Here is a 16028-nt window from a genome sequence, read left to right on the forward strand (position 1 = left end):
CATAAAGGAGCTTGGATGTTAGAAAAAATTCTCGCGACCGTATTTGTCTTTGGTCTCCTCGTCTTTGTACACGAACTTGGGCATTTCATCACGGCGAAGCTGACGGGCATGCGCGTGGATGAGTTTGCGATTGGCTTTGGCCCGCGCCTCGTCAGCTTTCGCTATGGCGAGACGGTCTATTCGATTCGCATTGTGCCGCTTGGCGGCTTCAACGACATTGCGGGCATGACGGCGGACGACAATAATGCGGGGGATCGTGGCTACTGCCGTAAGCCGATTCTCTCGCGCATGATCGTCATCCTTGCGGGCTCGGCGATGAACTTTATCCTGCCGGTCGTGCTCTTCTTCGGCATTTTCTTCTTTGCGGGCGTGCAGACGCCGAACCCTGCACCTGTGCTCGGGACGGTACTTGCGGACAATCCTGCCGCAGAGGCGGGGCTCATGGCAAATGACCGCGTGCTTGCCGTCGACGGTCAGTCGATCGAGACGTGGCAGGAGCTGGTGGATGCAATCCGCACGAATCACGGGACGGTACCCCTGACGATGCAGGTAGACCGCGCGGGGCAGGAGCTCACGGTCAGTGTGACACCGCACTACGATGCATCCCATGACCGTGGTGTCATAGGCATTGTGAATGCCTACGAGAGCACCTATCCCGGGTTCTTCCAGTCCGTCTCGATGGCGTTCGAGCGCACGGCGATGATCGTTGTGATGATGATCGACGCGCTCTACCGCATCATCCTCGAGCTGTCGGGGTCGGAGCTCGCGGGGCCGATCGGCGTTGCACAGATGGCAGGTGAGGTTGCGGAGATGGGCATAGTGCCGCTGCTGAACTTTGCGGCGCTCCTCAGTCTGAACCTCGCGATCATCAATCTGTTGCCCGTGCCGGCGCTGGACGGCGGGCATTTCCTCACGCTCTGCGTCGAGGCGGTGCGCGGCAAGCCGCTGAGTCCGAAGGTCATGCACTATGTCCAGAATGCGGGCGTGGGGCTGATCGTCCTGCTCATGCTGCTCGCGATGAAGAATGATGTTGTCCGTATCTTTGCAGGAGGCTGACCCTCTCTATGGCGATGTATGAGCGCCGCGCGACGCGGCAGATCCACATTGGAAATATCCCCATCGGAGGCGGCGCGCCGATCTCCGTGCAGTCGATGTGCAACACCAAGACGACGGACACGGAGGCGACGGTACAGCAGATCAGGGAGCTCGCGGCGGCAGGCTGCGACATTGTGCGCCTTGCCGTGCCCGACATGGCAGCAGCGAAGAATCTCGGCAACATCGTGCGGCAGGTCAAGACACCTCTCGTCGCCGACATCCACTTCGACTACAAGCTCGCACTTGAGGCGATGGCGCAGGGCGTTGCGGCGCTGCGCATCAACCCGGGCAACATCGGCGGGACGGAACGCGTCAAGAAGGCGGGTGCGGCGGCGCGTGAGGGGGGCATCCCCATCCGCATCGGCGTCAATGCCGGCTCGCTCGATCACAAGATACTGACGAAGTACGGCGGCATCACGGCGGAGGCGTTGGTCGCGTCTGCAATGGAGCATGTGCATGTGCTTGAGAAGCTGGATTTCTACGATATGAAGATCTCGCTCAAGGCACACGATGTGCCGCTGACGCTTGCGGCGTATCGTCTCATGAGCGAGCGTGTCGACTACCCTCTGCATCTCGGCATTACGGAGGCGGGCACGGCGGGCACGGGGATCATCAAGTCCTCGGTCGGCGTCGGTGCGTTGCTCGCCGAGGGAATCGGCGACACGATCCGCATCTCGCTCACGGGCGATCCCGTGGTCGAGGTGCGCACGGCAAACGAGATTCTGAAAGCGCTTGGACTCAAGGAGTACGGCCCGACGCTTGTCGCCTGTCCGACCTGCGGACGCACGAGCATCAACCTCGTGGAGATTGCGGAAAAGGTCGAGGAGCGTTTGCGCGGCATGGAAGAGCCGATCGAGGTCGCGGTGATGGGCTGCGTCGTCAACGGCCCCGGTGAGGCGCGCGGCGCGGATGTCGGCATTGCGGGCGGGAACGGCGAGGGGCTGATCTTCCGCAAGGGTGAGGTCATCCGCAAGGTGAAGGAAGAAGAACTGCTTCCCGAACTGTTTCGGGAAATTGATGCAATATTGGAGGAACGCAAATCGTCATGAGAGCTACGAATCTGTATGCACCCACACTTCGAAATACGCCCGCCGAGGCAGAGATTGCAAGCCATCAGCTCATGTATCGTGCGGGTCTGATCCGCAAGTCTGCGGGCGGTATGTATAGCTATCTGCCGCTTGCGTGGCGCACGATCCGCAAGATTGAGCAGATCATTCGCGAGGAGATGGATGCGGCGGGCGGGCAGGAAATCATGATGCCGATTCTCCAGCCGTCCGAGCTCTGGGAGGAAAGCGGGCGCTGGGGTGCATACGGTGCGGAGATGATCCGCGTGAAGGATCGTCATGACCGCGAGTTCTGCATGGGACCGACCCATGAGGAGATGATTACGGCACTCGTGCGCGATGAACTGCGCTCGTACAAGCAGCTGCCCGTGCTGCTCTATCAGATTCAGGACAAGTTCCGCGATGAGCGTCGCCCGCGCTTCGGGGTCATGCGCAGTCGCGAGTTTATCATGAAAGACCTTTATTCTTTCGATAAGGATGTCGAAGGGATGAATGAGTCCTACCGCAAGATGTCCGTTGCGTACACGAACATCTTCACGCGCTGCGGGCTGGACTTCCGCGCAGTGGAGGCGGACAGCGGTGCGATTGGCGGCGGGCATTCGGAGGAGTTCACCGTGCTTGCGCCGGAAGGCGAGTCGCGTATTGCGTGCTGCGATGCGTGCAGCTATGCGGCGAGCGATGAGAAGGCGGCACTGCGTCCGATTGACGCACCCGACGAGGCGGAACTGCCGCTTGAGAAGGTGGTGACCCCGCATACGAGTACGATTGCTCTGCTTGCAGAATACCTCAAGATTCCCGTGGAAAAGACGATCAAGGCGGTCGCCTATCAGACGGAGGACGATACCCTTATCCTTGCATTCCTGCGCGGCGACCACGAGGTCAACGAGATCAAGCTCGCAAATGCCGTTCCGGGCGCGCGTGAACTGCGTATGGCGGAGGAAGAGGCAATCCGTGCAGTGGGCGGCTGCCCCGGCTTTATGAGCCCAATCGGCATCAAGGAGGGCACGCATATCGTTGTCGATGAGACGGCGATGCGGATGCACAATGCCGTTTCGGGGGCAAACGAGGCGGACTACCACTATATCAACGTCAATCCGCAGCGCGACTTCGGCGCGGTGACAGTGGCGGATATTCGCCTTGTGGAGGAAGGGGATGAATGTCCCGTCTGCGAGAATGGGCATCTCCACATTGGGCGCGGCATCGAGGCGGGGCAGATCTTCGCCCTCGGCACGAAGTACAGTGCGGCGATGGGCGCGACCTTCCTCGACGAGACGGGCAAGGCGCAGCCCCTGCAGATGGGCTGCTACGGCATCGGTGTCGGGCGTACAATGGCGGCGGCAATCGAGCAGAATCACGACGAGAGCGGCATCATCTGGCCGCGTGCGATTGCCCCCTATGAGGTCGTCGTCGTTGCGGTCAATGCAAAGGTGGAGGAACAGCTCCGCTATGCCGAGGAGATCTATGAGGAGCTGCGCGCGGCTGGCGTGGATGTGCTGCTCGACGATCGGCGCGAACGTGCGGGCGTGAAGTTCAACGACTGCGATCTGATTGGCTACCCCGTGCGCATTGCCATCGGGCCTAAAACCATCGAGAACGGCAGCATCGAGGTAAAGGTGCGCCGAACGGGCGAGCTTGTGAACTTTGCACGCGATACTTATTTGAAGGGCGTGCAAGATATGCTGGCAACGCTGTGAGCACGGTCAGGGCGGCGTTTATGCGCCGCCTTTTCCATACGCGCATATTGAAAAGCATGCGCGTTATTGTTATAATGAAAGCGTAGATTGATACATCATGTTGGAGGTGGTTCTTATGTTTCGTCCATTGCCGTTCAATTTGAAAGAAAATGCCGAAAAGGGACAGGAGATTCTGGGAAAGGCTCTTGAGACCGTGATGGAACATTCGTTTAATCCGTTCGACAAGGTGGGCGGCATGCTCTTCCCGTTCCGCGTCGACGTGATCGATTGTGAGAACTGCTACGAGCTGTTCGCAGAACTCCCCGGCTTTACGAAAGAAGCCATCGAGGTCTCCTACAACGAGGACGGACGCCTCAAGATCAAGGCGGAGCGCATCGTGCCGGAGGAGTCCGAGGCGAAATATCTCTGCCATGAGCGCAAGGCAGGCGTATTCGAGCGCTCCTTCCTCATCGACGATGTGGATGAGGCGGAGGTATCCGTGTCCTATGAGGCGGGTATCCTCCATGTGATCCTGCCGAAACTCGAGGTAAAGAAGTCTTGCCGCGTCTTTACGATTCAATAAAGTGTGTATGTAGGGAAGTATGTTCGGAGGGGAATTTATGACGGAAGACCGCGATTGGGAGCAGTTCAAACACAAGCTGAAAGCAAAGACGGAGATCGATCTCGACCTCTATAAAGAGCCACAGATGAAACGTCGGATCAACAATCTGATCACGCGTGCGGGCTATAAGGGCTGCGTCGAGTATTTCGACCATGTCTGTGAGAACAAGGATGATTTTGCTGCGTTCATCGAGTATCTGACGATCAACGTGTCGGAGTTCTTCCGCACGCCGGAGAAGTTCAGCAAGCTCGAGACGGATGTCATTCCCGATCTCCTGAAACGCTCATCGAAGCTCAATATCTGGAGCGCAGGCTGCTCCATCGGCGCGGAGCCGTATTCGCTCGCGATCATCATGAAGGAGATGACGCCGGGCACGCGGCATCGCATTCTCGCCTCCGATCTCGATGTGGAGATTCTGGCGAAGGCAAAGCGCGGCGTCTATACGGCGGATGAGATCAAGAGCATGGCGCCCGAGCGTCGCCGTAAGTATTTCGATGCGGACGGCGACCACTTTGCCGTGAAGCCCGAGATCAAGAGCATGATCGAGTTCAAGCGGCACAACCTGCTGCAGGACAAGTTCGAGACGGGCTTCGATCTGATTCTTTGCCGCAACGTCGTCATCTACTTTACGGATGAGGCGAAGGATCAGCTCTACCGTCATTTCTTCGAGGCGCTGAAGCCCGGCGGCATTCTCTTCGTCGGCGCAACGGAGTCTATTCTGAACTTCCGCAAGATGGGCTACACGAGCTTCCAGCCGTTCTTCTATCAGCGGCCGTTCGAATCATGACGGGGACGATGCTCACAGAGGAGCAGCGTCTTGCGCTTCTCCTGCGTCAGATCAAATGGGCGGAGGAAAAGACAGCGTTCTATCGCTCTGCGTTTGAACGTGCGGGCGTAAGTGCTGCATCCGTTTCGTCATTTGTGGATGCGGCGCGTCTGCCGTTTTGGGATCATGCAGAGGAAGAGGGGGCAGACGCCCCTTTTTTCATGCTCACACTGCCACTCTCGGGTCTGCTGCGTATGAGTGTCCTGCATGACGAGGCAGGGCTGGGAAGCATTCACTGCTATACGCAGGGCGATGTTGCACGGCAGGTGCAGACGACTGTGGATATGCTCACTGCGTGCGGCGTGAACCGTGCGAGTACGGTGCTGCTTGCGGGAGATATTGCGGACAGTCGGACGCTCGATCTACAGTATGCGCTCGATGCGCTCGGCGCGGCCGTTCTGCCGTGCGGGGGCGGGGCGGAGACGGCGGCGCAACTCCTACGTGCGGCTGTGCCCGATACCATCATCACATGGGAGCATGAACTGCCCGCGCTTGAAAAATATCTTGAGGATATCGCCGTGCACCGATTGATTACAGTCGGGGGACGTATTGCGCCACAGACGGTTTCGCGTGCTCTTGCAGAGCGTATGGGCGCGCGTCACGCACATATCTTTACGCTGGCACAGATGGGGGCGCTGATTGGTGTCGCCTGTACGGCGGGGGCGGGACTGCATCTTGAGGAACGGCTCTTCTACGCCGAGGTCATTGATGAGGCGGGGCATAGTTCGCGTGCGGACGGTGCGTGCGGGCAGCTCGTACTCTCGACGCTCGCGGCGGAGGCGATGCCCGTCCTGCGGTATCGCACGGGACTGCAGGTGCGCCTTGCACGAGCGCGATGCGGCTGTGGGAGCGTACAGCTCCTGATTACGGAGGGGTGAAATAATGGCAGATGAACGGTTGATTGCGGCGCTCGATGTGCCGACACGCGCGGCGGCAGAAGAACTCGTCGCGCGTCTGGGCGACAGTGTGAGTTACTACAAGGTGGGCATGGAGCTCTTCTATGCGCTTGGCGGGGACATTGTGACGTGGCTCAAGGGCGAGGGGAAGCAGGTCTTTCTCGATCTGAAACTCCACGACATTCCAAATACGGTCGGAAACGGGCTGTCCTCGCTGCTGCATCTCGGTCCCGACATTCTGAATGTCCATACGGCGGGCGGGCTGCGTATGATGCGGGAGGCGCGCGAGGCGTTGCAGCGAACGGCGGACAAAGCGGGCGTGCCCTGTCCGAAGTTAATCGGCGTCACTGTGCTCACGAGCATGGATGCAGATGACTGGGCAGGGCTCGGGCACACGGGCACGGTTGCGGATGCAGTTCTGCGCCGTGCGGCGCTCGCGCAGGAGGCGGGTCTCGACGGCGTGGTTGCATCCCCTGCCGAGACGGCGGAGATTCGCCGCGTCTGCGGTGAGGCTTTCCTCATTGTGACGCCGGGCATTCGGCCTGCGGGCGTTTCGCATGACGATCAGCGGCGTGTGATGACACCTGCGGGCGCGATCCACGCGGGGGCTTCGCAGATTGTCGTGGGGCGTGCGATCTATGCGGCAGAGGATCCGCGTGCAGCGGCAAAGGGGATTTTGAAGGAGATGGAGGGCATACGATGACACAGGAGGAAGTACGTGCACTGCTCGTGAAGACAGGCGCAATCATGGACGGGCATTTTTTGCTGACCTCGGGGCTGCACAGCCCGCACTATGTGGAGAAGTTCAATGTGCTCCAACATCCCGCATACACGGCGCAGCTCTGCGCAGCGATGGCGGAGAAGTTCAAGGACGCAGCAATTGAGACGGTGGTCGGCCCCGTGACGGGCGGCATTCTGCTCGCACATGAGACGGGCAAAGCCCTGGGGACGCGCGCAATCTTCACGGAGCGCGTGGACGGGAAGATGACGTTCCGACGCGGCTTTTCTCTGCGGGAAGGGGAGCGCGTGCTCATTGTCGAGGACATTGTGACGACGGGCGGCTCGATCAAGGAGGTCATCGAGGTGGTGAAGGAGGCGGGCGCTGTTCCTGTGGCCGTCTCCATGCTCGTTGACCGCAGCGGCGGCAAGGCAGATTTTGGCGATGTACCGGGCACGGCGCTCCTCACGATGGATGTGGAGACCTATGCGCCCGAGACCTGCCCTCTCTGCGCGAAGGGCGTTCCCATGACGAAGCGCGGGCGTACGGGCAAGTAAGAGACAGATCCGATGGCTGAGGAATTTACTGAGAAAATAGACGAGGCACTTGCCGCGTGGACGGTGCTCGATGAACTGCCTGCCGAAATCGATGGCTATCTGCTCTCGAAAGACCGGCAGCAGCACGAAGCGCAGTATGATTTTTTTCGCTATGACCGCGCGGATGCGCATCGCTCCGTTGTCGGTTTCTACGATGCGGCGACGACATCGTACAAGCTGCGCGTCGAGATCGGCGTGGTGAGCTTTGCTCTGCCGTCGTTCATTCATGGGGATCTCGATACATTCGGTCAGGAACTCCTGCGCTATCTGCCGCGCGTGATGGCAGAGATGCACGCCGACGCACTGGAGACACAGGAACTCCTGCCCGTGCGCGAGAGCATTGCCGCATGGGAATATGGCAGGGAACTGCCCGAACAGCTGGAGGGGTACGAGCTCTTCGTTCGTCCTTCGGCACCCGCACAGATGACGAACGGCTCTTTCCTCATCATCGACTATGTGGACTTTGCGCGGGCAAATGACGTGGGCATTTACTACAACTGCTATCGGAACGAGTTCTTCGGTGAGTACCATGCGGCGGGGATGCCGTATGTCAGCTATGATTTTGACGCGTCGGATCTCGAAGAATTGGAGCAGCGTCTGCGGCTGAATCTCGCGCGCTATCTGCGCAGGGCGGCGGTAGAGGCGGATGCGGAGAAGAATGTGTGACAGGAAAGCGAGGAAAATGTGCAGAGGGATGAGCTGAAAGCCCTGCGGGAGGATGTTGTCGCGCGTGCGCAGGGGGCATTTGCGCATATGGATGAGGTTGCGGAGTTCAACACGCGGAAGGTGCTCGACGCAATGCGTGCATGTCGCGTCTCCGATGCGCATTTCGGCGTGAGCGCAGGCTATGCTTACAGCGATCTCGGGCGCGAGAAGCTGGATGAGCTCTATGCACGCGTCTTTGGCGTAGAGCGGGCACTTGTGCGTACGCAGTTTGTCTCGGGGACGCATGCACTCGCAACGGTGCTCTTCGGCATCCTGCGTCCCGGCGATCAGCTTGTCTCGATCACGGGCGCACCCTATGATACGATGCAGACGGTGATCGGCTGGGCGCATGAAAGCGTCGGTTCGCTCAAGGAGTTCGGCGTTCTCTACGACGAGTTGCCGATGCAGGGCGGGCGCGTGGACATGAATGGCATTGACCGCATCGTGACGGCGCGGACGAAGCTCGCGCTCGTGCAGCGTTCGCGCGGCTACAGCGAGCGCGAGCCGCTCAGCATCAAGGACATTCGCGCGGTCAGCGCGCGCATCAAGGCGGCGAATCCGAACTGCATTGTATTCGTGGACAACTGCTACGGGGAGTTTGTCGATACTACAGAGCCGACAGATATTACGGACGTGGACATCATGGCGGGCTCGCTCATCAAGAACCCGGGTGGTGGGCTTGCGCCGACGGGTGGCTATATTGCGGGGCGCAGCGACCTCGTGGAAGCCGCGTCCTATCGTCTCACGGCGCCCGGGATGGGGGATGAGCTCGGTGCGAGCCTCATCTCGAACCGGCTGCTCTTTCAGGGGCTTTTCCTCGCGCCTCATGTCGTGGCGCAGGCACTCAAGGGCGCGGTCTTTGCCGCAGGGATCTTCGAGGGACTGGGCTGCCGTACGTTCCCGCGCTTTACGGATGCGCGCAGCGACATCATACAGGCAATCGTCCTCGGGGACGCGGAGCGGATGAAGGCGTTCGCGCGCGCGATTCAGGCGATGTCGCCCGTGGATGCTTTCGCCGCACCCGAGCCGTGGGATATGCCGGGCTATGCCGATCAGATCATCATGGCGGCGGGGACGTTCGTGCAGGGGGCGTCAATCGAGCTGAGTGCAGACGGTCCCATGCGCGAGCCGTACTGTATCTATCTGCAGGGCGGGCTGACGTTCGAGCACGCGGCACTCGGCGTGATGGCGGCGGCGGAAGCAATTGTGTGAAATCATCTAAGAGGGGCGTGTCCCTCTTTTTCTTTTTCCCAACAAGTTCAGTTTTTCGGATATTTTTGCAGATTTGAGGATATTCATTTGCAGGTTCTTTTTGTATACTACAAATAATCAGACGAATAGAGAGCGAAAGGATTCGATGCTATCCGGAAAAAATGAATTTGGAGGGGACAGTATGAGCGTAGCGATTCATATTGAGAACGCTGTCAAGAAGTATGGCGATCTCACGATCATTCCGGGGATTACGGAGCACATCCGCAACGGAGAGTTCTTCACCCTGCTCGGTCCTTCGGGCTGCGGAAAGACGACGCTCCTGCGGATGATTGCGGGCTTCAACAGCATCGAGGGGGGCGATATTCTCTTCAACGAGCAGCGGATCAACGACATCCCAGCCCACAAGCGCAACATCGGCATGGTATTCCAGAGCTATGCGATCTTCCCGCATCTGACGGTGCGTCAGAACGTGGAGTACGGGCTCAAACTGCGCGATGTGCCAAAGGGGGAGATGAAAGAAAAGGTCGATCGCATCCTCGATGTCGTGCAGATCACGGACTATCAGGATCGTCTCCCCGAGCGTCTCTCGGGCGGGCAGCAGCAGCGCGTCGCACTTGCGCGCGCCATCGTCATTCATCCGAGCGTGCTTCTGATGGACGAGCCACTCTCAAACCTCGATGCAAAGCTGCGCATCGAAATGCGTTCCGCAATCCGCGAGGTGCAGAAGAAGGTCGGAATCACGACGGTCTACGTCACGCACGATCAGGAGGAGGCGCTCTCTATCTCCGACCGCATCGCCGTCATGAACAAGGGCGAGATCCAGCAGACGGCACAGCCGCAGACGATCTATGAACGCCCGTGGAACATCTTCGTATCGACCTTTATTGGACATTCGAATCTGTTCTACGGACGCGTGAAGAAGTCAGGCGGGGAGGCGAGTGTGGTCTTCCGCAGCGGCTTTGAGATGCCGATGGCGAACCTTGGCGAAGAGGCGGAGGACGGGATGGAGATCGTCATCTCCGTGCGCCCTGAGGAACTGTCGATTCAGGAGGATGGCCTGCCGTGCAAGGTGCGGACGAAGGTCTTCCTCGGCAAATACATCAACTACAGTCTGGACTTCGATGAAGAGATGATTTTGCCGCATCAGGCATCTCTTGAGTTTTCGCAGGATCTCGGCCATGCGACGCAGCAGCTCGAGGTCGGGGACACGGTGCACCTGCGTCCGAATGCGCTTAAGGTCAATGTCTTCACCGCAGACGGCTCACGCAATATCCTGAAGGATGTGGTGCGCTATGAATAAGGGCAGTCTGCACTTTGATTTCTGGACGGGGATCACGATCCTCTCCATCGCGGTCTTCGGGCTCTTCCTCATCTATCCGCTCTTCTCGCTCTTTACGTCTGCCTTTCAGGACGCAATGACAGGAGAATTCACGCTCGAACACTTCACGCATTTCTTCGAGCGGAAATACTACTATCAGTCGATGATCAACAGCTTCAGCGTGACGGCGTGCGTGACCGTGCTTGCCATCATCATCGGCACAGCGCTCGCGTACTTCATGACGATCTACCGCGTGCGTTTCAAGAGCGCACTTGAGATCTGCATCATCATCTCGCTTCTCTCGCCGCCCTTTATCGGCGCGTACTCGTGGATTCTGATCGGCGGGCGTAGCGGTATCCTGACGCAGTGGCTGCAGGAGACGTTTCAGTACGAGTTTCCGTCGATCTATGGATTCTCGGGCATCCTGCTCGTGCTGACGCTCAAGCTCTATCCGTTCATCTATCTCTATGCGGCGGGCGCGATGAAAAACATTGACGCCGCACTCATTGAGGCGGCGGAGAGTCTCGGGTGTAGCGGCGTCCGCAAGGTGGTGACGGTCATCGTACCGCTCATCACGCCGACGATCCTCGCGGGTGCGCTCATGGTCTTTATGAACGCAATGGCGGACTTCGGAACACCGATGCTAATCGGCGAGGGGTTCAATGTCATGCCGGTTATGATCTACTCGGAGTTCATCAACGAGGTAGGCGATCAGGCGAATTTTGCGGCGGCAATGGCGGCGATCATGGTTGTCATCACCTCGACGATCTTCCTGCTCCAAAAATATGTTGTGAGCCGCAAGTCCTTTACGATGAGTTCGCTGCGTCCTCTTGAAGTCAAGGAGATGAAGGGCGCGGGCAACGTCTTGATGCACGTTCTCATCTATCTGCTCGTCGCTGTTTCGATGATACCGCAGCTTGTCGTCGTCTACACCTCCTTCCTTGAGACGCGGGGGGCAGTCTTTACCGGCGGCTACTCGCTCGATAGCTATACGACGATCTTCAGCAGCCTCGGCACGGCCATCTCGAACACCTATCTATACAGTACGGCGGCGATCCTCATCATTGTCTTCCTCGGCATGACGGTCGCCTATCTGACGACGCGCCGCAAGAGCATGCTCACGGACATCATCGACACACTCACGATGTTCCCGTACATCATCCCGGGGTCGGTGCTCGGCATCACGCTCCTCCTCGCGTTCAACGAGGAGCCGATGCTGCTCTCGGGCACGGCGCTCATCATCATCATCTCACTCGTCATTCGTCGTCTGCCCTATACGCTGCGCTCGAGCTCTGCGATTCTCTATCAGATCAGCCCGAGCATCGAGGAGGCATCGATCAGTCTCGGCGCATCGCCGCTCAAGACCTTTTTCAAGGTGACGGCGATCATGATGCTCCCCGGCGTCATGAGCGGTGCAATCCTCTCGTGGATCACGGCGATCAACGAGCTCAGCTCTTCGGTCATCCTCTTTACGGGGGCGACAAAGACCATGTCCGTTGCAATCTACACGGAGGTCATCCGCGCGAGCTACGGCACGGCGGCAGCACTCTCGACCATCCTCACGCTCACAACGATTGTTGCGATGGTGACCTTCTTCAAGGTCTCGGGCAGCAAGGATGTAACGCTCTAGTTTCCTCAGGCGAAAGCCTTTGTCATAGATGGGTTCTGTTAAAGGAGGTCATTTCATGAAGTTCAAGAAAATCCTTGCCGTCATGGCAGCATCCCTGATGCTCGGCGGCGCCCTCACCGGCTGCGGTGGGGGAGAAAAGCAGGCGGCATCGGCGGATGACAATACGCTCGTCATCTACTGCCCGCATCCGCTGACGTTTATCAATCCCCTTGTTGAGGAGTTTGAGAAGCAGAGCGGCGTGAAGGTCGAAGTCATTGCGGCGGGCACGGGCGAGCTCCTCAAGCGCGTCGAGTCTGAGAAAGCGAATCCGCTCGGCGACATCTTCTGGGGCGGCTCGCTGAACACGATGAAACCGAAGGCGGATCTCTTCGAGAACTACACCTCGAAGAACGAGGATCACATCCAGACGGCGTTCAAGAACACCGAGGGGCCGATGACGCGCTTCACGGACATCCCGAGCGTCATCATGGTCAACACGAACCTCCTCGGCGATGTGAAGGTCGAGGGCTATGAGGATCTGCTGAATCCCGCGCTCAAGGGCAAGATTGCCTTTGCCGACCCGTCGAAGTCCTCCTCGTCCTACGAGCATCTCATCAATATGCTCTATGCGATGGGAAATGGTGACCCCGATAAGGGCTGGGACTACGTGGAAAAGTTCTGCCGGAATCTCGACGGCAAGCTGCTCTCGGGCTCCTCTGCGGTCTACAAGGGCGTTGCGGACGGTGAGTATGCGGTCGGCCTGACGTTTGAAGAGGGCGGCGCGAAGTACGTTGCGGACGGCGCACCTGTGAAGCTCGTCTACATGAAGGAAGGCGTCATCTCCAAGCCGGACGGCATCTACATCATCAAGAATGCAAAGCATATGGAGAATGCGAAGAAGTTCATCGACTTTATCACGAGCAAGGAAGCGCAGAGCATCATCACCTCCTCGCTCCATCGTCGCTCCGTGCGCGATGACGTAGATCCGCCCGTCGGTCTTCTGCCGAAGGATCAGATCAAGATCATCGATGACGAGGAGCAGGTCGTCGAGAAGAATAAGAAGGCGTGGCTTGACAAGTTCAAGGACATCTTCACGAGCGTGCAGTAAACACTGTCACACAAGAACAATACCGGGAGGACGCGATCCTTCCGGTATTTTGTATTTGTGTGGATTCTGCTATAATGATACTGTCTTTGTGGGGGAAAGGAGGGGCATATGCGGCGTTTTCAAGATGAAGTGCGCAGTGAACTCCTCAAATATGCGCTCCTTCCGGGACTGCTCATTGCATTCATCTGTACGGCACTTGCTGCGCTCTACTGGGAGCAGAATGTCGTGACGCGGACGGCAGAGGAGGCGCGTACGGCAGGGGAGATATTCACGGAGCTGACCCATGACTACGAGGCGCGTGCGGGGGCGATCGCACTGCACGGCATCGGGCAGCTGCATGCGGATGGGGAAGAACGGCGCATTTTTTTTGAAAATCTGTATGCGGAGCTGAATTTGCATGGGGCGCTGCCGGAATTCTATCTTCTTGGCAGCGAGCGTCAGGTTCTCTTTCAGACGCGTGCGCATCTTCCCGACTATCTTGCTCAGCCAACGTCGGACTGGGGCGTTCTCGCGCGTATGGATGCTGCAGAGGGATGCGTGCAGGAATTTGTCCCGCAGCGTGACCGCGACTGGGACTATGTGGTCGGTCAGGCAATCCGCACGCCACAGACGGGAGACACGGAGGGCTATGCCGTCTTTGTCATGCCTGCACAGGAACTCGCAAAGCGCCTTCAAACGGGAGAGAAGATGCACGTTGTCATTGCGGATCGCGCGGGACGCGCGCCGTTCTCTACCATGACGATCTTTCGCGATCCTGTATTCCATAAAATCGTGTCGGAAATCGCGGATGCACAGGGGCTTGTCGAGGTGGACGGGCAGCAGTTCTATGTGATGCAGGAGCCTGTACTGGATGGGAGCTTCACCGTCTACGCCATCTTGCCCGTGGGCAGCCGTATTGCACAGTTTGCAACGGGCGCAGGTATTCTTTTCGCTGTGCTCCTCCTCATGATACCGTTCATCTTCTTTCGTGTGCGGCGTGAGATGGCAGAGAAGATGTGCGCAATGGATGAGATCGTCGACGCATTCCGCGCGGTGCGGCACGGACATCTGGATCGCGAACTCGTCATTCGGACAGGCAACGAGTTCGAGGAGATTGCAGGCGAATACAACCGCATGGTGCAGAGTCTCGTGCAGCTCATGGAGGAAAATGAGGAAAAGGCACGCGTGAGCGTCATCTCGGAGGTGCGCCAGCTTGAGTCGCAGTTCAATCCACATTTTCTCTTCAATACACTTGAGAACATCAAGTTTATGACAAAACTCGATCCCGATGCGGCAATGCGCATGATTACAGCACTCTCTGCACTTCTGCGCTACAGCATCGACAGCCGTGTGCAGCGCGTTCCCCTCGCGGAGGACATCCGGCACCTCGGTAGCTATGTTGAGATTCAGCGACAGCGGTTCGGTGCGCGCCTCTGCTATCGGCAGGAGGTAGCGGAGGAGGCGGAGGCCTGTCTTGTGCCGAAACTCCTCTTGCAGCCCATTGTGGAGAATGCCATTCACTACGGCGCGGATGCGGAGGGGGTGATTGATATTACCACGCAGATCAGTGTGGTGGATGGGTGTCTGCACATCGTCATTGAAGACAGGGGGACGGGGATGGATGAGGAGACCCTGTATCGGCTGCGCGAGATGATGGAGCGTGGCGAGAACCGCACCGTGCATACGGGTATCTATAATATTCATCGCCGCATTCAGCTCCTCTACGGCGCTGCGTACGGTATGGAGATCGCTCGGCGTGCAGGGGGCGGTACGCGCGTTACGATGGTGCTTCCTGCGGACGGTGGAAAGGGGGCGAAGTAAATGCTGCGCGTACTCATTGTCGAGGATGAAGAGATCATTCGACGCGGACTGCTCTGCATGATTGACTGGGCAGGGATGGGATGCCGCATTGTGGGCGATGCGGCTGACGGAAGAGAGGGGCTTGCACTCATGCGTACGGAGCGCCCCGATGTTGTGCTGACGGATATCCGTATGCCGTGCATGGACGGTATCGAGATGGCGGAGGCGGCGCGTGCGGAGGGGATTCTGCCTCAGCTCGTCTTTCTCACAAGCTACGCCGAGTTCGGCTATGCGCAGCAGGCACTTCGGTTGCAAGCGGCGGACTATCTCTTGAAGCCCGTGGACGAAGCGGAGCTTGCCGCCCTTATGCGGCGAATTGCGGCGGACGGGGCGGCACAGGAGGTAATGCCGCAGGCAGTGGAAGGCGTGGACTGGCAGCGTTACTTCTCGGACAGGTTGCTCAACCCCTATGTACGGCATGCAATGGAGCGCATTCGGACGGACTATCGTGAGAGACTCAGCATCGAAGGCCTTGCGGAAACGGCAGGTGTGAGCGCGAGCTATCTCAGCCGCAAATTCAAGGAGGCGACGGGGCAGACCTTTCTTGAGTTCTTGACGCGCACGCGTTTACAGAGTGCCGTGACGCAGCTTCGCTCGGGTAAGTACCGCGTCTACGAAGTTGCGGAGGAAAACGGATTCGGTGACTACAAGAATTTCTGTACAGTGTTCAAAAAATATATGAAATGTTCGCCGCGTACGTTTTTGCAAGAGACAGGAGGGAGGCTGCAGCAGGAGGATGAATAGGGA

General features: G+C 58.4%; 15 protein-coding genes. All 15 read left to right on the forward strand.

What is annotated here, in order from left to right; translation table 11 throughout:
- The first annotated feature begins 15 nt into the window (after positions 1 to 15).
- Positions 16 to 1056 carry an RIP metalloprotease RseP gene (gene rseP, locus H1B31_RS06740; RefSeq protein ID WP_185979769.1) on the forward strand — a complete coding sequence of 347 codons (1041 nt, stop codon included), beginning with the start codon at positions 16 to 18 and terminating at the stop codon, positions 1054 to 1056.
- A gap of 8 nt (positions 1057 to 1064) precedes the next feature.
- The gene (gene ispG / locus H1B31_RS06745) at positions 1065 to 2144 is read left to right on the forward strand and encodes a flavodoxin-dependent (E)-4-hydroxy-3-methylbut-2-enyl-diphosphate synthase (protein WP_318842478.1); all 1080 of its coding nucleotides are present in this window, start codon (positions 1065 to 1067) and stop codon (positions 2142 to 2144) included.
- Entirely contained in the window at positions 2141 to 3853 is a 1713-nt protein-coding gene (locus tag H1B31_RS06750) for a proline--tRNA ligase (RefSeq protein ID WP_185979770.1), read from the forward strand. The genes ispG and H1B31_RS06750 overlap by 4 nt, the downstream gene beginning before the upstream one ends.
- Before the next feature lie 115 nt (positions 3854 to 3968).
- Positions 3969 to 4415, forward strand: a complete 447-nt coding sequence (locus tag H1B31_RS06755; protein WP_185979771.1) for an Hsp20 family protein — start codon at positions 3969 to 3971, stop codon at positions 4413 to 4415.
- Positions 4416 to 4452: 37 nt separating this feature from the next.
- Positions 4453 to 5241, forward strand: a complete 789-nt coding sequence (locus tag H1B31_RS06760; RefSeq protein WP_185979772.1) for a CheR family methyltransferase — start codon at positions 4453 to 4455, stop codon at positions 5239 to 5241.
- Entirely contained in the window at positions 5238 to 6158 is a 921-nt protein-coding gene (locus H1B31_RS06765) for a phenylacetate--CoA ligase family protein (protein ID WP_185979773.1), read from the forward strand. Before H1B31_RS06760 ends, H1B31_RS06765 begins: the two co-directional genes overlap by 4 nt.
- Before the next feature lie 4 nt (positions 6159 to 6162).
- Entirely contained in the window at positions 6163 to 6879 is a 717-nt protein-coding gene (gene pyrF, locus H1B31_RS06770) for an orotidine-5'-phosphate decarboxylase (RefSeq protein WP_185979774.1), read from the forward strand.
- Positions 6876 to 7451 carry an orotate phosphoribosyltransferase gene (gene pyrE, locus H1B31_RS06775; protein ID WP_185979775.1) on the forward strand — a complete coding sequence of 192 codons (576 nt, stop codon included), beginning with the start codon at positions 6876 to 6878 and terminating at the stop codon, positions 7449 to 7451. The genes pyrF and pyrE overlap by 4 nt, the downstream gene beginning before the upstream one ends.
- A gap of 12 nt (positions 7452 to 7463) precedes the next feature.
- Positions 7464 to 8156, forward strand: coding sequence for a hypothetical protein (locus tag H1B31_RS06780; protein ID WP_009439841.1), 693 nt, complete (start codon positions 7464 to 7466; stop codon positions 8154 to 8156).
- Between the two features lie 18 nt (positions 8157 to 8174).
- Positions 8175 to 9407 (forward strand): methionine gamma-lyase family protein, encoded by a 1233-nt coding sequence (locus tag H1B31_RS06785; RefSeq protein WP_185979776.1) that lies wholly within the window; start codon positions 8175 to 8177, stop codon positions 9405 to 9407.
- A gap of 181 nt (positions 9408 to 9588) precedes the next feature.
- A complete protein-coding gene (locus H1B31_RS06790; protein WP_185979777.1) occupies positions 9589 to 10707 on the forward strand; it encodes an ABC transporter ATP-binding protein in 1119 nt (372 codons plus the stop codon).
- Positions 10700 to 12355, forward strand: a complete 1656-nt coding sequence (locus tag H1B31_RS06795) for an ABC transporter permease (protein ID WP_185979778.1) — start codon at positions 10700 to 10702, stop codon at positions 12353 to 12355. Before H1B31_RS06790 ends, H1B31_RS06795 begins: the two co-directional genes overlap by 8 nt.
- 55 nt (positions 12356 to 12410) lie before the next feature.
- Complete coding sequence (locus H1B31_RS06800; RefSeq protein WP_009439837.1) at positions 12411 to 13442, forward strand: ABC transporter substrate-binding protein; 1032 nt, start codon at positions 12411 to 12413, stop codon at positions 13440 to 13442.
- Positions 13443 to 13550: 108 nt separating this feature from the next.
- Complete coding sequence (locus H1B31_RS06805) at positions 13551 to 15242, forward strand: sensor histidine kinase (RefSeq protein WP_185979779.1); 1692 nt, start codon at positions 13551 to 13553, stop codon at positions 15240 to 15242.
- Positions 15243 to 16025 (forward strand): response regulator transcription factor, encoded by a 783-nt coding sequence (locus H1B31_RS06810; RefSeq protein WP_185979780.1) that lies wholly within the window; start codon positions 15243 to 15245, stop codon positions 16023 to 16025.
- The last annotated feature ends 3 nt before the right edge of the window (positions 16026 to 16028 follow it).

Source organism: Selenomonas timonae, assembly GCF_014250475.1.
Taxonomy (GTDB): Bacteria; Bacillota; Negativicutes; order Selenomonadales; family Selenomonadaceae; genus Centipeda; species Centipeda timonae.

What these genes read in the sequence shown, in the direction of transcription:
- rseP (WP_185979769.1), top strand. Translation starts at nt 16, where the DNA reads ATGTTAGAAAAAATTCTCGCGACCGTATTTGTCTTTGGTCTCCTCGTC.
- ispG (WP_318842478.1), top strand. Translation starts at nt 1,065, where the DNA reads ATGGCGATGTATGAGCGCCGCGCGACGCGGCAGATCCACATTGGAAAT.
- H1B31_RS06750 (WP_185979770.1), top strand. Translation starts at nt 2,141, where the DNA reads ATGAGAGCTACGAATCTGTATGCACCCACACTTCGAAATACGCCCGCC.
- H1B31_RS06755 (WP_185979771.1), top strand. Translation starts at nt 3,969, where the DNA reads ATGTTTCGTCCATTGCCGTTCAATTTGAAAGAAAATGCCGAAAAGGGA.
- H1B31_RS06760 (WP_185979772.1), top strand. Translation starts at nt 4,453, where the DNA reads ATGACGGAAGACCGCGATTGGGAGCAGTTCAAACACAAGCTGAAAGCA.
- H1B31_RS06765 (WP_185979773.1), top strand. Translation starts at nt 5,238, where the DNA reads ATGACGGGGACGATGCTCACAGAGGAGCAGCGTCTTGCGCTTCTCCTG.
- pyrF (WP_185979774.1), top strand. Translation starts at nt 6,163, where the DNA reads ATGGCAGATGAACGGTTGATTGCGGCGCTCGATGTGCCGACACGCGCG.
- pyrE (WP_185979775.1), top strand. Translation starts at nt 6,876, where the DNA reads ATGACACAGGAGGAAGTACGTGCACTGCTCGTGAAGACAGGCGCAATC.
- H1B31_RS06780 (WP_009439841.1), top strand. Translation starts at nt 7,464, where the DNA reads ATGGCTGAGGAATTTACTGAGAAAATAGACGAGGCACTTGCCGCGTGG.
- H1B31_RS06790 (WP_185979777.1), top strand. Translation starts at nt 9,589, where the DNA reads ATGAGCGTAGCGATTCATATTGAGAACGCTGTCAAGAAGTATGGCGAT.
- H1B31_RS06795 (WP_185979778.1), top strand. Translation starts at nt 10,700, where the DNA reads ATGAATAAGGGCAGTCTGCACTTTGATTTCTGGACGGGGATCACGATC.
- H1B31_RS06800 (WP_009439837.1), top strand. Translation starts at nt 12,411, where the DNA reads ATGAAGTTCAAGAAAATCCTTGCCGTCATGGCAGCATCCCTGATGCTC.
- H1B31_RS06805 (WP_185979779.1), top strand. Translation starts at nt 13,551, where the DNA reads ATGCGGCGTTTTCAAGATGAAGTGCGCAGTGAACTCCTCAAATATGCG.
- H1B31_RS06810 (WP_185979780.1), top strand. Translation starts at nt 15,243, where the DNA reads ATGCTGCGCGTACTCATTGTCGAGGATGAAGAGATCATTCGACGCGGA.